The sequence below is a fragment of the Azoarcus olearius genome (assembly GCF_001682385.1).
GTDB classification, from domain to species: Bacteria; Pseudomonadota; Gammaproteobacteria; order Burkholderiales; family Rhodocyclaceae; genus Azoarcus; species Azoarcus olearius.
Map to the genome: position 1 here is coordinate 4,112,120 of NZ_CP016210.1, position 13,660 is coordinate 4,125,779.

At 70.3% G+C, this 13,660-nt stretch carries 14 protein-coding genes; 11 read left to right on the plus strand and 3 right to left on the minus strand.

What is annotated here, in order from left to right:
* The first annotated feature begins 90 nt into the window (after positions 1–90).
* The 11 genes from dqs_RS18790 (at position 91) to dqs_RS18840 (ending at position 10,754) form a co-directional block, all read left to right on the plus strand.
* Positions 91–2,349, plus strand: a complete 2,259-nt coding sequence (locus dqs_RS18790; RefSeq protein WP_084018698.1) for an EAL domain-containing response regulator — start codon at positions 91–93, stop codon at positions 2,347–2,349.
* Positions 2,346–4,184: a sensor histidine kinase gene (locus dqs_RS18795; RefSeq protein WP_065341405.1), complete on the plus strand. Its 1,839-nt coding sequence runs from the start codon at positions 2,346–2,348 to the stop codon at positions 4,182–4,184. The genes dqs_RS18790 and dqs_RS18795 overlap by 4 nt, the downstream gene beginning before the upstream one ends.
* Positions 4,185–4,280: 96 nt before the next feature.
* Complete coding sequence (locus tag dqs_RS18800) at positions 4,281–4,589, plus strand: ElaB/YgaM/YqjD family protein (protein WP_011767389.1); 309 nt, start codon at positions 4,281–4,283, stop codon at positions 4,587–4,589.
* Between the two features lie 5 nt (positions 4,590–4,594).
* A complete protein-coding gene (locus dqs_RS18805) occupies positions 4,595–4,978 on the plus strand; it encodes a phage holin family protein (RefSeq protein ID WP_065341406.1) in 384 nt (127 codons plus the stop codon).
* Positions 4,975–5,346, plus strand: a complete 372-nt coding sequence (locus dqs_RS18810) for a YqjK family protein (RefSeq protein ID WP_011767391.1) — start codon at positions 4,975–4,977, stop codon at positions 5,344–5,346. The genes dqs_RS18805 and dqs_RS18810 overlap by 4 nt, the downstream gene beginning before the upstream one ends.
* 142 nt (positions 5,347–5,488) lie before the next feature.
* Entirely contained in the window at positions 5,489–6,046 is a 558-nt protein-coding gene (locus dqs_RS18815) for a hypoxanthine-guanine phosphoribosyltransferase (RefSeq protein ID WP_065341407.1), read from the plus strand.
* Positions 6,047–6,056: 10 nt separating this feature from the next.
* Positions 6,057–6,392, plus strand: a complete 336-nt coding sequence (locus dqs_RS18820; protein ID WP_011767393.1) for a DUF1840 domain-containing protein — start codon at positions 6,057–6,059, stop codon at positions 6,390–6,392.
* Between the two features lie 120 nt (positions 6,393–6,512).
* The gene (locus tag dqs_RS18825; protein ID WP_065341408.1) at positions 6,513–7,193 is read left to right on the plus strand and encodes a response regulator; all 681 of its coding nucleotides are present in this window, start codon (positions 6,513–6,515) and stop codon (positions 7,191–7,193) included.
* Positions 7,190–8,695 carry an ATP-binding protein gene (locus tag dqs_RS18830; RefSeq protein ID WP_148268777.1) on the plus strand — a complete coding sequence of 502 codons (1,506 nt, stop codon included), beginning with the start codon at positions 7,190–7,192 and terminating at the stop codon, positions 8,693–8,695. The genes dqs_RS18825 and dqs_RS18830 overlap by 4 nt, the downstream gene beginning before the upstream one ends.
* A 77-nt stretch (positions 8,696–8,772) precedes the next feature.
* A complete protein-coding gene (locus dqs_RS18835; protein ID WP_011767396.1) occupies positions 8,773–10,206 on the plus strand; it encodes a DegQ family serine endoprotease in 1,434 nt (477 codons plus the stop codon).
* A 50-nt stretch (positions 10,207–10,256) separates the two neighbouring features.
* A complete protein-coding gene (locus tag dqs_RS18840) occupies positions 10,257–10,754 on the plus strand; it encodes a hypothetical protein (RefSeq protein WP_011767397.1) in 498 nt (165 codons plus the stop codon).
* A 25-nt stretch (positions 10,755–10,779) separates the two neighbouring features.
* On the opposite strand, the gene maiA is transcribed toward dqs_RS18840, so the two are convergent.
* From maiA to dqs_RS18855, 3 genes are all read right to left on the minus strand, one after another.
* A complete protein-coding gene (maiA, locus tag dqs_RS18845) occupies positions 10,780–11,424 on the minus strand; it encodes a maleylacetoacetate isomerase (protein WP_065341409.1) in 645 nt (214 codons plus the stop codon).
* 113 nt (positions 11,425–11,537) lie between these two features.
* Entirely contained in the window at positions 11,538–12,566 is a 1,029-nt protein-coding gene (locus tag dqs_RS18850) for a TRAP transporter substrate-binding protein (RefSeq protein WP_065341410.1), read from the minus strand.
* 40 nt (positions 12,567–12,606) lie between these two features.
* Complete coding sequence (locus tag dqs_RS18855) at positions 12,607–13,620, minus strand: fumarylacetoacetate hydrolase family protein (RefSeq protein WP_011767400.1); 1,014 nt, start codon at positions 13,618–13,620, stop codon at positions 12,607–12,609.
* Positions 13,621–13,660 lie beyond the last annotated feature (40 nt).

Genomic DNA, 13,660 nt, shown 5'->3' on the forward strand with positions numbered 1-13,660 from the left:
CTTCTCGATATGAATAGACACTGATATTCCGCGGCGATAATCCCGGCGCCCACGCAGGCCCGTCCGCCGCCCTCTCGCGGAGGAAGATGGATGATCCAGCCTGCGGGTTCGCCCTCCCCCGTCGACGACGACGATCACTTCGCCTTCGCCGCGGAAGAACCGCCGACAGACGCGCACCCGGCCTCCCGCCGGCAGGTGTTTCGCGTGCTCTCCGTCGATGACGACGCGGCCTTCCAGCATTCCCTGCGCTACGCGCTGGCGAGCTTCCGCTATCGCGACCAGCCGATCGAATTCCTCACCGCCGGCTCCGCCAACGAAGCCGCTTCGCTGCTCGCGGCGCGGCACGACATCGCCGTGGTGCTGCTCGACGTCGTGATGGAGTCGGACGACGCCGGCCTGCGCCTGGTGACCAGCATCCGCGAGCTGCTCGGGAACGCGGAAATCCGCATCATCCTGCTGACCGGCCAGCCCGGCGTCGCGCCGATGCAGACCTCGCTGACCCGGCTCGACATCAACGACTACTGGCTCAAGACCGACCTCAACCGCGAGCGCCTGCACGGCATCCTGACCGGCGCGCTGCGGGCGTGGGAGCAGATCGACGCGCTCAACCGCGCCCGCCGCGGCCTGCAGATGATCGTGGAAGCCAGCAACAGCCTGACCTCCTCGCGCACGCTGCACGACTTCTCCGGGCGCGTGGTGAAGGAGCTGGCGCGCCTGCTGCGGCTGGCGCCGGAAGGGCTGGTGTGCGTGCAGGACGGCCCCGGCAGCGACCCGCAGAGCGCCACCATCGTCGGCGCCGCGGGGCGCTTTTCCCACCTCGTCGCGGGCCAGCTGTCGGTGCTCGACGACACCCGCATCCGCGAGCTGCTGCGCCAGGCGCTTGCCGAACAGCAGTCGCTGGCCGACGCCGAAAGCCAGGTGCTGTACTTCCCCGGCAGCGGCGACGGCCCGCGCGCCGCCACCTATGTCGCCACCCTGCGCGCGCTCGACGACACCGAACTCGAGCTGCTGCGGGTCTTTGCCAGCAACATCAACTCGGGACTGATCAACGTCTCCCTGGTCAGCCAGCTCGACCGCATGGCCTACGAGGACAGCCTGCTGGCGATGCCCAACGCCAACGCGCTGCTGCGCTGCCTCGACAGCGTCCTCGCCCGCCCTGCGCCGCGCGACCGTGCGTTGCTGTTCATCGACCTCGACCAGTACTCCGAAAGCTGTTTGTCGCTCGGCATCGAGCAGGGCGACCTGCTGCTCGCGCGCATGGCCGCCCGGCTACGCCGCAGCTTTCCTCCGCCCGCGCTGGTCGCGCGCCTGCACGACGACACCTTCGCCGTCCTCGGTCCGCCGGCGGCCCTCGATCTGGCCCATCTCGACCGCCTGGAAGCCGGGGATGTGGACGACAACGAGCTGGCGCCTTTCATCAGCCTCGGCGCCGCCCGCATCGACCTCGACCACTACCAGGGCTCCGCCAAGAGCGCGATGGCCACCGGCAGCCTGCTGCTGAAGCAGAGCCGGCGCCAGGGGCCGGGGCGCGTCGTGGAGTACGAGCCGGGCATGGAGACGCCACACAACCTGCGCTTCCAGCTCGCCCGCGAACTGCACCACGCGCTGCGCGGCCGCGAAATCGGGATTGCGCTCCAGGCGCAGTACGACCTCGCCAGCGGCACCGTGGTCGGCGCCGAAGCGCTGGCGCGATGGACGCGCGCCGACGGCACGCCGATCCCGCCCACCACCTTCATCCCGCTGGCCGAGGCCAACGGCCTCATCGCGCCGCTGGGCAAGCACATCATCGAACTCACCTGCGAGGCGCTCGCCCGCCTTGCCGCGGCCGGCTTCGGCCACCTGCCGATCGCGGTCAATGTGTCGGCGCTGCAACTTGCGCAGACCGGCCTGCTGGATGAACTGCGCGCCACGCTGGAAGCGCACGGGCTCGATCCGCACATCCTCGAGATCGAGGTCACCGAGTCGATCGCGATGGACGAGCGCTACGCCACCGGCAACATGCTCGGGCGGCTGTGCGAGGCCGGCTTTCCGATCGCGATCGACGACTTCGGCACCGGCTACTCGTCGCTCGCCTACCTGCGCACGCTGCCCGCCCACACGCTCAAGATCGACCGCAGCTTCGTGCAGGAAATCGGCGTGACGCCGGAGCGGCAGACGATCGCCGACATGATCATCGGCCTCGGCCGCCGGCTCGACATGCGGGTGATCGCGGAGGGCGTAGAGAACAGCGCCCAGGCCGACTGGCTGAAGACGCGCGGCTGCCACCACGCGCAAGGCTATCTGTTTGCCCGGCCCGAGCCGGTCGCCGGGCTGATCGCGCGCCTGCAGTCCGGCCCGGCACTGCAATGACACGGCTACTGCAGGCCGCGCGGGCGCTGCGCCCGGTACGGCGGCGCCTGCTGCTGTTCTTCCTGCCCTGGCTGGCGATCTTCAGCATCGGCGTCCCGCTGGTATGGCAGGAGCTGAGACAGTCGCTGGAACGGCCGCTGCTGCGCGCGCAAGCCGACTTCCTCGACCAGGGCACCCAGATCCTCGGCCGCACCCTCGCAACCGTACGGCGCGACGCGACCTTCCTCGCCCAGATGCTGGGCGGCGGGCTGGGCGATACGCCGGTAGCGACAAAGCTGCTGTACACCGTCACCACCAACGGCGGCAATTACGCCCAGACCCGGTGGGTCGATGAACGCGGCGACGAACGCATCCGGATCGAGCTGCGTGACGGCCACGCCCGTATCGCGGCCGCGGCCGAACTGCGCAACGAAGCGGGCGCGGCGTACTTCGTGGACGCAAGAACACTGACCGCCGATCAATTCCATGTCGCGGGCTTCGGCACCGGGCTCCCCGGCGCGCCGACCACGCTGCCGCTGCTGCGAGCGGTCACGCCGGTCATGGACGGCGAACAGCGCCGCGGCCTCGTCGTGCTCGATTATCAGGCGCAACGCCTGCTCGACCGGCTGGGCGGACTGGGCCGCACGCTGGACTTCAACACCTTCCTCGTCGACCACCAGGGCCGCTGGCTGATGCATCCGGGCAATGGCGACGCGCCGGCGGCGCTGCCCGTCGCGCGCCCCGCGTTGTGGACACAGATCGGCGGTCAGGCGCGCGGACTCCACCGCGATCCCGACGGCATCTGGGCCCACGCCCGGTTCTCGCCCGCGGAGGACGCCGACAACGGGCAGCGGGCCTGGACGCTGATCGTCCAGGTGCCCGAAGGCGTCCTGGCTCCGGTGGAGTCGCGCTGGCTGCTGATGCTTGCGCTGCTCTCGGCGGTCGCGCTGATCGCCGCGTTCTGGCTGTCGGCCCGGCTGGCGTGGTCGGTCCATCAGGTCGAAGCGCGCAGCGCCGAACTCGCCCGCGCCAATACGGAACTGGAACGCAACATCGTCAACCTGCGTGCGCTGCAGGCGCAGCTTGCGCGGGCGGACAAACTCTCCTCGCTCGGCCTGATGGTGGCCGGCGTGGCGCACGAACTGAACACCCCACTCGGCAGTGCGTTGATGGCGCTGAGCACCGCGCGCGAGGGCGTTGCGACGCTGGAGGCGCAGATCGGCACCGGGCTGCGCAAGTCGGACCTCACGAGCTTCCTCGCCACCAGCCACGAAGGACTGGAACTCGCCCACCGCGCGGTGTCACGCGCCGCCGACCTGGTGCGCCGCTTCAAACAGGTGGCGATAGACCGCACGACGATGGAGCGGCGCAGCTTCGATCTCGCCGAAGTCATCGTCGATACCGATCACCGGTTGCACAGATGGAATCCGGGTTCGCCCGTCAGCCTCGAACTGAAACTGGCGCCCGGCCTGCAGATGGAGAGCTACCCAGGCCCGCTCGGACAGGTCGTCACCAACCTGCTCGACAATGCGCTGACCCACGCCTTCCCGGAGCAGCGCCCCGGCGCGATCACGCTCGAAGCCGTGGCGGAAGGGCCGGACCACGTCCGCATCACGCTCGCCGACAACGGCGTCGGCATCCCGGCGGATGCGATCGAGCGCGTCTTCGACCCCTTCTTCACGACCCGCCGCCACGCCGGCGGCACCGGGCTCGGCCTGCACGTCACCCACCAGATCGTCACCGACCTGCTCGGCGGACAGATCGAGGTGGAAAGCCAGCAGGGCGGAGCTTCCAGCGGCACCCGCTTCAGCCTGCTGCTGCCGCGCGTGGCACCGCCGCATGCACCGGCGCACTAGGGCAAGCGGCATTGCCTTCACCCCGGATTGGGATTAGCGTTGACCCACCTCACGGCGCCCGCGCGCTTGTCATAATCCAGCAACGGAGGCAACAAAATGAACGACACCGCCCCTTCGAAAGACAAGCTGATGTCCGACCTCAAGGTCGTGGTATCGGATGCGGAAGAACTCCTCAAGCTCACCGCGGGCCAGGCCGGCGACAAGCTCGGCGACGTGCGCGTCCGCCTCGGCGAACGCCTTGCGATCGCGAAGGAACGCCTGATCGAAGCCGAGGCCGCGCTGGTCGACAAGACGCGGCGCGCCGCTCACGCCACCGACGACTATGTGCACGAGCACCCGTGGCAGTCGGTGGGCGTCGCGGCAGGCGTGGGTTTCCTGCTCGGACTGCTCGTCAGCCGCCGCTGACCGCCATGGCCGAACCCGGCAGGCCGCGCCTGCTCGAAAGCCTGCGCGGCTTTCTCGACACCGCGCTGCAGATCGCGCAGATCCGGCTCGAACTGCTCGCGGTCGAAGTCCAGGAAGAAAAACTCCGCCTCGGCAGCCTGCTGTTCAACATCGTGCTCGCCGGCGTGCTGGTGGGCTTCGGCGCGGTCTTCCTCGCCGTATTCCTCACGGTGCTGTTCTGGGACGAACACCGGCTGCTCGCGCTCGGACTGGCGACCTTCGCCTGCCTGGGCGGCGGCCTGCTGGCGGCGGCCAACGCGGCGCGCGAGATGCGGCGCGGCTCGCAGCTGTTCGCGGCCAGCCTGGCCGAACTGACGCGCGACCGCGAGCGCCTGGAACGGGGCGAATGAACCCGCGCCTGGTCGAACTCGCGCTGCGCAAGCAGCGGCTCCAGTTGCAGGCCGAACGCCAGCGCGAGGACATCGCGCGCCGCATGGGCGGCATCGCGCCCGCCGTTGATGTAGTCGACCACGTCCGCAGCGGGCTGGATTGGATACGCGGCCACGCCCCCCTGGTGGCCGGCGCGGCGGCGCTGGTGGCGGTGCTGCGCCCGCGCCGGGCGTGGCGGCTGGCCCGGCGTGGCGGCTGGCTGGCCTGGCTGCTGCTGCGACACCGGGCCACCAACAGCGGCGCTTTCAGCGCAAGGCTGGCGTGGCCGCTGGTGCGCGCAGCCGCCGCGCTGCTGCAGGCGCGGATGCGGGCCGGCCAGCGCCGCTGAGGCCTGAACGGCCCGGCGCAAATCCGCCTTCCACGTCGCCCTGCCCTCCCCGGTGCGCGCGCCGCCCGGCCTCTCCCACGGGGCCGTGGTCTAGAATTGACAGTATTTCCCTTCCGACAAACACCCGCCGGAGCTGCACCCGATGCCGATGGACATGGCCGAAATCCTGCGCGCGCGCGAAGAGGCAGACTGCCTCGCGGATGCCGCGGCCGTCGAGGCCGCACTCGACCGCATGGCCGCCGCGATCACCGCCCGCATGGCGGACAGCAACCCTTTGATCTACACGGTGATGAACGGCGGCCTGATCCTCGCCGGCCGCATCCTGCCGCGGCTGCCGTTTCCGCTCGAAGTCGCCTACCTGCACGCCACTCGCTACGGCCACGCGCTGCAGGGCACGCTACTCGACTGGCGGGTGCGGCCCACCCAGGACCTGCGCGGGCGCAGCGTGCTGGTGCTGGACGACATCCTCGACGAGGGCCACACGCTGCAGGCCATCATCGAACACCTGAAAGCCGAAGGCGCCCGCGAAGTCCTGTCGGCCGTGCTGGTGCACAAGCTGCACGATCGCAAAGCCTACCCCGGCATGCGGGCCGACTTCACCGGGCTGGACATCGCCGACCGCTTCCTGTTCGGTTGCGGCATGGACTACAAGGGCTACTGGCGCAACGCGCCGGGCATCTACGCCGTCAAGGGACTCTGAGGAGCACGCGATGCTGTACACCTTCAAATCCGACGCCGCCGCCGAGGTCCTGATGCTCGGCGACGCGGCCAGGAAACTGATCGCGATCCTGGGCAAGGACGCTACCGACACCCAGGGCATCGTCACCGTCGAACAACTGCCGGACGCGATCTCGCGCCTGCGGGCCGCGATCGAGGAAGACCGCGCCCGCAATGCCGGCCGCAACGAGGACGACGAAGCCGCCGACCGCGAAGCCGGCCGTACCGGCATGGCGGCGCCGGTCAGCCTCGCACAGCGTGCGTGGCCGCTGCTCGACATGCTCGAGCAATCGCAGCGCGCCAAGGTCCCTGTCGTGTGGGGCGTCTGACGGGCCGTCGCACGTCGATCAACCGCCCCGCCCGTCTGTAAGCCCGGGGCGCGGCGCTCCCCGCGCCGACGGGCTAGAATCGCATCCCCCGCGGCCCGGCCGCGTGTCCGCCCCGACTCCATGCGCCTGCTGCTGATCGAAGACGACCCGATGATCGGGGCCGCCGTGCAACGCGGCCTGCGCCAGGACGGGTACGCCGTGGACTGGGTACGCGACGGCGCCGCCGGCGTCCTGGCCCTGACCACCCCGGCCGCCGGAGGCGAAGCGCCCTACGACCTGCTGCTGCTCGACCTCGGCCTGCCCGGCAAGGATGGACTGGCGGTGCTTGCCGAACTCCGGAGCGCCGCCAACACGGTGCCGGTGCTGGTGCTGACCGCGCGCGACGCGGTGGCAGACCGCATCCGCGGCCTCGACGCCGGGGCCGACGACTATCTCGTCAAGCCCTTCGACCTCGACGAACTCGGCGCCCGGGTGCGCGCGCTGCTGCGCCGGCGTGCCGGGCGCAGCGAACCGGTGGTGCGGCAGGCCGGCCTGGTGGTCGATCCCGCCACCCACGCCGTCACCGTCGATGGCGCCCCGGTGCGGCTGTCCGCGCGCGAATTCGCGCTGCTGCAGGCCCTGCTCGAACACCCCGGCAAACCGCTGTCGCGCGCTCAGCTCGAAGAGCGCCTGTACGGATGGGGCGAGGAGGTGGAAAGCAACGCGGTGGAGGTGCACATCCACGCCTTGCGGCGCAAGCTGGGCGCCGAGCGCATCCGCAACCTGCGCGGCGTCGGCTGGTTCGTCCCGGTGCAGGCATGAACGACGCAGCCCCCGAACCCGAAGCGCGTGCGCCCGTCCACGGCGCTGAAGCGCCCCGGCCGCACCCGGATGACGCGGGCACGCCCCCCGCCCGGCCGGCCCGCCGCGGCCTCGCGCGGCGCGCCGGCCCGCGCCACCGGCCCGGCTGGCTGTCCTTGCGGCGCCAGTTGCTGATCACGCTGCTCGGCGCGGTGCTCGGCGTATTCCTGATCGGCAGCCTCGCCACCTACCAGACCACGCGCGGCGAGGTGGACGAGATCATGGACTACCACCTGCGCCAGCTCGCGCTCTCGCTGCGGGCGCCGCAATACGGCGCCCAACCGGAGCTCGGCCCCGACGACCAGCTCTTCGACATGGTCATCCAGGTGTGGGACGAACAGGGGCTGCGCCTCTATCTGTCGCGCCCCCACACCGCGCTGCCCGACCGCGCGCAGCTCGGCTACGCCACGGTACCGACGGCCGAAGGCGACTGGCGCACCTATTCCATCGTGATGGGCAGCCGCGTGGTCCAGGTGGCGCAGCCGATGTCTCACCGCAACCGTCTCGCCGCCGCGGCGGCGCTGCGCACGCTGACGCCGCTGCTGGTGATCCTTCCGCTGCTGGCCGGCTTGATCTGGTATCTCGTGGGGCGCGGCCTGCGCCCGCTGGAGCGGCTGGCCCGCGCGGTGGGCCAACGCCGGCCGGACAGCCTTGCACCGCTCGCGGTCGCGGGCGTGCCGGACGAGGCCCAGCCGCTGGTGCAGGCGCTGAACGGACTGCTCGGCCGGCTCGACCACGCGATGAGCGCGCAGCGTGCCTTCGTCGCCGACGCCGCGCACGAGCTGCGCACGCCGCTGGCGGCGCTCCAGCTGCAACTGCAACTGACCGAACGCGCCGGGTCCGAAGCGGAGCGCCGCGCCGCCCTCGGCGAACTGCGCCAGGGGCTGCTGCGCGCCACCCGCGTGGTCCAGCAACTGCTCACGCTGGCGCGCCAGACGCCGGACGCCGCCGCGGCGGGTGCGCCCCCGGCCGTCGTGGACCTGGTCGAACTGGTTGCGCTGGTCACCGCCGAACTGCAAGCGCTGGCCGAAGCGCGCGGCATCGACCTGGGCGCCGAGCAGTTGGACAGCGGCAGCACCGTCCACGGTGACCGCGACAGCCTGCGCACGCTGGTGGTCAACCTGATCGACAACGCGATCCGCTACACCCCCGCCGGGGGCCGGGTGGACCTGCGGGTATGGCACGAGAACGGCCGCGTGTGGCTGGAGGTCGCGGACGACGGGCCCGGCATCCCGGTCGAGGAACGCGAGCGGGTGCTCGACCGCTTCTACCGCCGCGCCGGGCAGGAGCAACCCGGCAGCGGCCTCGGACTGGCGATCGTGAAGGCGATTGCCGACCGGCACGGCGCCGAACTGCGGCTCGACGAATCGGCGCGCGGCGGACTGGCGGTCCGCGTCGGCCTGCCGGCCGCGCCGGTCGCGGCGGAAGAGACATCCGGTAACACGGCAGGGGTAGAACCTTAAGTCTGCTTTAAGTCGGCCTCCCTTAAGGTGCCGGGCAAGCGGAACAACCGCATACCGAGCCTTCCAGGAGACCGAGCATGCAACACCCCCTGCGCGCCACTACCACCGCCTCTGCCCTGATCCTCGCCCTCGCCGGCGCCTTCGGCACCGACGCGCTGGCGCAGGCGCCTGCTCCACGCGGATTGCCCGCCGGCAGCATCGTGCTGCCGAGCTTCGACACCATCATCCAGCGCGTCGGCCCCGCGGTCGTCAACATCAGCACCGAAGGCCCGGTGCGCACCGGGGGCCCGTCCGGCGGCCTCAGCCCGGATGATCCGTTCTCCGAATTCTTCCGTCGCTTCGGCCCGCCGCTCGGCCCCCAGTTCGGCAACCCGCCGGGGCAGGGCCCGGTGCGCGGCCAGGGGTCCGGTTTCATCGTCAGCGCCGACGGTATCGTGCTGACCAACGCACACGTGGTCGACGGCGCCAGCGAAGTCACCGTGAAGCTGACCGACAAGCGCGAGTTCAAGGCCAAGGTGCTCGGCGTCGACAAACCGACCGACGTCGCGGTGCTGCGCATCGACGCCAAGAACCTGCCCACGGTGCCGCTGGGCGATCCCCAGAAAGCGCACGTGGGCGACTGGGTGCTCGCGATCGGCGCGCCCTTCGGCTTCGAAAACTCCGTTACGGCCGGCATCATCTCGGCCAAGTCGCGCTCGCTGCCCAATGAAGGCTACGTGCCCTTCATCCAGACCGACGTCGCGATCAACCCCGGCAACTCGGGCGGCCCGCTGCTCAATCTTGCCGGCGAAGTGGTAGGCATCAACTCGCAGATCTACTCGCGCTCGGGTGGCTACCAGGGCCTTTCGTTCGCGATTCCGATCGACGTCGCGGCCGGCGTGCGCGACCAGATCGTGGCCCACGGCAAGGTCACGCGCGGCCGCATCGGCGTCGCCGTGCAGGACGTCAATCAGGCGTTGGCGGAATCCTTCGGCCTCAAGAGCGCCGGCGGTGCGCTGATCAGCTCGGTCGAACCCGGCGCGCCGGGCGACAAGGCCGGGTTGAAGGTCGGCGACGTCATCATCGAACTGAACGGCGAGAAGATCGTCAACTCGGCTGACCTGCCGCCGCGCGTGGCAGCGGTACGCCCCGGCAACACGGTGCGCATGAAGGTCTGGCGCAAGGGCGAAAGCCGCGACCTGGAGGTGAAGGTCGGCGAGTTCCCGGACGACAGCCAGGTGGCAAGCAGCACCGGCAAGGCCGACCAGGGTCGCCTCGGGCTGGCGGTGCGCGCGTTGTCGGGCGAGGAGCGGCGCCAGGCGGGCTTGCCGGGCGGGCTGGTCGTGACCGAGGTGGCAGGGCCCGCGGCCCGCGCCGGCATCCAGCGCGGCGACCTCATCCTGTCGATCAACGGCCAGCCGGTGGAAACGGTGGACCAGCTGCGCGCGCTGGTGGCCAAGGCTGGCAAGCATGTCGCGCTGCTCGTCCAGCGCGATGAAGCACGCATATTCGTACCGGTCGAGCTGGGTTGATAAACCCGCGACCGCCCCCAACTAGCGACCCGGAACGAGAGAACAAAGACATGAAGATGAAGATCCGCAAGACCGCAAACCCCACGCCCGCCGCCGAACGCCTCGACCCGGCCGTGGTGGACGACTTCCTGCACACCGCCGCGACCGCGCTCGAGGTGAAGCCCGCCGCGGCGCGCGGCCGCAGCGCCCGCACCGGCCGCAAGGAGCAGCCGGTGCGCTCGGGGGCGCTGGCGCTCGCCACCACGCTGCTGGGCCTGACGCTCAGCGCCCCTGCGCTGGCCGCCCGCGGCGAACAGTACCCGCTGATCGTCACCCCGGTGCAGACCGGCAGCGGCCACGAAGAGGCCGAGCAGGTCCGCGTCGGCATCTTCTCGACCAGCGGCCAGCGCCTGGTGCAGGCGCAGGTGCACGGCCGCAGCCGCGTCGGCGCGCTGCCGCCGGGCGAATACACGGTCGAGGTCAGCAGCGCGACCGGGTCGAGCATCCACCATGTGAAGCTCGGCCCCGGCCAGCCGGGCATCGTGCGCTACGGCGGCCCCAACGCCTGAGCCACCCCGCAACCGCCCGACGGCGCTACTCGGCGTCGGGCTGGTTGGCCGGTGCGGCGCGGCGGAAGGCTTCCACCGCCTCGCAGCGCTCGGCAATGCGCAGCACCGTGGGCATGTGCTCCAGCCGGCAGTTGAAGCGGCGGGCATTGAATACCTGCGGCACCAGGCAGCAGTCCGCCAGCGTCGGCGTGTCGCCGTGGCAGAACGCGCCGGTGCGGGCATCGCCCGCCAGCATTTTTTCGACGACCGCCAGCCCGGTTTCCACCCAGTGGCGGTACCAGGCGTTGCGGCCGGCTTCATCGACGCCGAATTCGCGCCCGAGGTATTGCAGCACGCGCAGGTTGTTGATCGGGTGGATGTCGCAGGCGATCGCCTGCGCAATTGCGCGGATGCGCGCGCGGTCCGTGGGCGCGCCCGGCAGCAGCGGCGGCGCGGGATGGGTTTCGTCGAGGTACTCGATGATCGCCATCGACTGCGTCAGCACGCGGCCATCCTCGGCCAAGGCCGGCACCAGCGCGGCCGGATTCACCGCCAGATAGTCCTCCCCGCGGTGTTCTCCGCCATCGCGCGCCAGATGCACCGGCATCGGGTGATAGTCCAGCCCCTTCAGATTGAGCGCGATCCGCACGCGGTAGGCGGCAGAGCTGCGGAAATAGGTGTAGAGCTTCATGGTGTCTCCTTCACGTCCCGGGTGGGCGCGACGCGCCGCTGCACGCAGCATACGCAACGGGGCCGGGACGTGAAACGTCCGGCCCCGCGCCCGCGATCCTCGCGGCAAGACGATCAGCGGCTGTACTTGTCGATCAGCCCGCGTGCGCTATCCAGCATCTCCTGCGCCGGATAACCCTTGCCCTTCATCTCCTCCACCCATTCGGCCGCAAGCCGGTCGCCCACCTTGCGCCAGCCCGCCAGCTCGGCGCTGGAGATCATCCCGAACTGGTTGCCGTTGGCCACCGCCTGCTGGCGCGCGGCGGGAGCCGATTCGTCCCACACGCGGCCGATCATCGCGGAAAACTCCGCGCCCGAGTTGGCGTCGATGACCTTCTTCAGGTCGTCCGGCAGGCTGGCGTACTTGGCCTTGTTCATCGCGATCGTGAACACCGCGGTGTAGAGCGCGGGTTCGCTGGCCGGGGTTTCGGAGTGGTACCGGGTGAGTTCGTGCAGCTTCACGGTCGGTATCACCTCCCACGGCAGCACGTAACCGTCGATCACGCCCTTGGACATCGCCTCGGTCACCGCCGGCAGCGGCATCGCCACCGGGGCCGCGCCGAACGCCGCCAGCATCTTGTTGGTCAGCCGCGTCGGCGCGCGCATCTTCAGGCCCTGGAAGTCGGCCATCGTGCTGATCGGCTTCTTGCCGTGCACATAGCCGTTGTCGTGCACATGGAAGGCCAGCGGCTTCACCAGCGCGAAGTCCTTCTGGCCGTACTTCTCGGCGTAATCCCACAGCGCGCGGCTGGTGGTTTCGGCCTTCTTGGACATGAAGGGCAGCTCGAACACCTCCACCGAGGGGAAGCGGCCGGCGCTGTAGCCGGGCAGGGTCCACACGATGTCGGCGACGCCATCCGCCGCCTGCTGGATCAGTTGCGGCGGCGTGCCGCCGAGCTGCATTGCCGGGTAGATCTGGCACTTCAGGCGGTTGGCCGACTCCTTGGCGATCTTGTCGCACCAGGGCAGCAACACCTTCTGGTGCGACAGCGCGGTGGTGGGCCAGAAGTGCGCGACCTTGAGGATGATCTCCTCGGCCTGCGCGGCGCCCGCGCCGAACAGCGCGGACGCGGCCAGCAGCGTGGCGGCGATTTTCTTGTGCATCGGTGTCTCCTCCTTGTTATGTGCGATGTGCCGGCCGCGCTCAGCCGCCCAGCGGTACGACCGTGTTGTCGATGGTGCCGAACACGTTGTTGCCGGCCTCGTCCAGCATCTCGATCCGCACCCGGTCGCCGGCCTTCATGAACGGCGTGACGGGCTTGCCCTGCTCGATGGTCTCGTACATGCGCAGCTCGGCGAGGCAGCAGTAGCCGACGCCGCCGTTGGCCACGGTCGAGCCCCACAGGCCGCCCTGCTTGTTCGAGACCGTGCCGGAACCGATGATGGAGCCGGCTTCGAGTTCGCGTGTCTTGGCGACATGCGCCACCAGTTGGCCGAAGTCGAAGGTCATGTCCTGGCCGGCATTGGGGCAGCCGAAGGCGGCGCCGTTGAGTTCCACCCGCAGCGGCAGATGCAGTTTGGCGCCCTCCCAGGCGACGCCGAGTTCGTCCGGCGTCACCGCCACCGGGCTGAAGGCCGAGGCGGGTTTGCTCTGGAAGAAGCCGAAGCCCTTTTCCAGCTCCTTGGGAATCAGGTTGCGCAGGCTGACGTCGTTCACCAGCATCAGCAGCCGGATCGACGCTGCGGCCTCGGCGGGCGTCGCGCCCATCGCCACGTCGCCGGTCACCACCGCCACCTCAGCCTCGAAGTCGATGCCCCAGCTGTCGTCGGCGACGATCTTGTCGCGCGGGCCGATGAAGCTGTCCGAGCCGCCCTGGTACATCAGCGGATCGGTGTAGAACGAGGCCGGCACCTCGGCGTTGCGCGCCTTGCGCACCAGCTCGACGTGGTTGATGTAGGCGGAGCCGTCGGCCCACTGGTAGGCGCGCGGCAGCGGCGAATGGCAGTGCGCCGGATCGAACGGGATGGCATGGCGGGCGTGGCCGGCGTTGAGCATGTCGTACACCAGCTCCAGCTCGGGCGCCACGGTGTCCCAGTCGTCGAGCGCGGCCTGCAGCGTGCGGGCGATGCCGGCGACGGTCTGGCAGCGCGTCAGGTCGCGGCTGACCACGACCAGGGTGCCGTCGCGGCCGCCGTGCTTGAGGGTGGCGAGTTTCATCGTGCGTCTTCTCCGTTGTCGGGGGCATGGGGCGGGACCT

Coding starts and splice junctions, on each gene's coding strand:
- dqs_RS18855 (WP_011767400.1), bottom strand. CDS start 13,620: ATGAAACTCGCCACCCTCAAGCACGGCGGCCGCGACGGCACCCTGGTC.
- dqs_RS18835 (WP_011767396.1), top strand. CDS start 8,773: ATGCAACACCCCCTGCGCGCCACTACCACCGCCTCTGCCCTGATCCTC.
- dqs_RS18825 (WP_065341408.1), top strand. CDS start 6,513: ATGCGCCTGCTGCTGATCGAAGACGACCCGATGATCGGGGCCGCCGTG.
- dqs_RS18810 (WP_011767391.1), top strand. CDS start 4,975: ATGAACCCGCGCCTGGTCGAACTCGCGCTGCGCAAGCAGCGGCTCCAG.
- dqs_RS18830 (WP_148268777.1), top strand. CDS start 7,190: ATGAACGACGCAGCCCCCGAACCCGAAGCGCGTGCGCCCGTCCACGGC.
- dqs_RS18820 (WP_011767393.1), top strand. CDS start 6,057: ATGCTGTACACCTTCAAATCCGACGCCGCCGCCGAGGTCCTGATGCTC.
- dqs_RS18805 (WP_065341406.1), top strand. CDS start 4,595: ATGGCCGAACCCGGCAGGCCGCGCCTGCTCGAAAGCCTGCGCGGCTTT.
- dqs_RS18790 (WP_084018698.1), top strand. CDS start 91: ATGATCCAGCCTGCGGGTTCGCCCTCCCCCGTCGACGACGACGATCAC.
- dqs_RS18850 (WP_065341410.1), bottom strand. CDS start 12,566: ATGCACAAGAAAATCGCCGCCACGCTGCTGGCCGCGTCCGCGCTGTTC.
- dqs_RS18840 (WP_011767397.1), top strand. CDS start 10,257: ATGAAGATGAAGATCCGCAAGACCGCAAACCCCACGCCCGCCGCCGAA.
- dqs_RS18815 (WP_065341407.1), top strand. CDS start 5,489: ATGCCGATGGACATGGCCGAAATCCTGCGCGCGCGCGAAGAGGCAGAC.
- dqs_RS18800 (WP_011767389.1), top strand. CDS start 4,281: ATGAACGACACCGCCCCTTCGAAAGACAAGCTGATGTCCGACCTCAAG.
- dqs_RS18795 (WP_065341405.1), top strand. CDS start 2,346: ATGACACGGCTACTGCAGGCCGCGCGGGCGCTGCGCCCGGTACGGCGG.
- maiA (WP_065341409.1), bottom strand. CDS start 11,424: ATGAAGCTCTACACCTATTTCCGCAGCTCTGCCGCCTACCGCGTGCGG.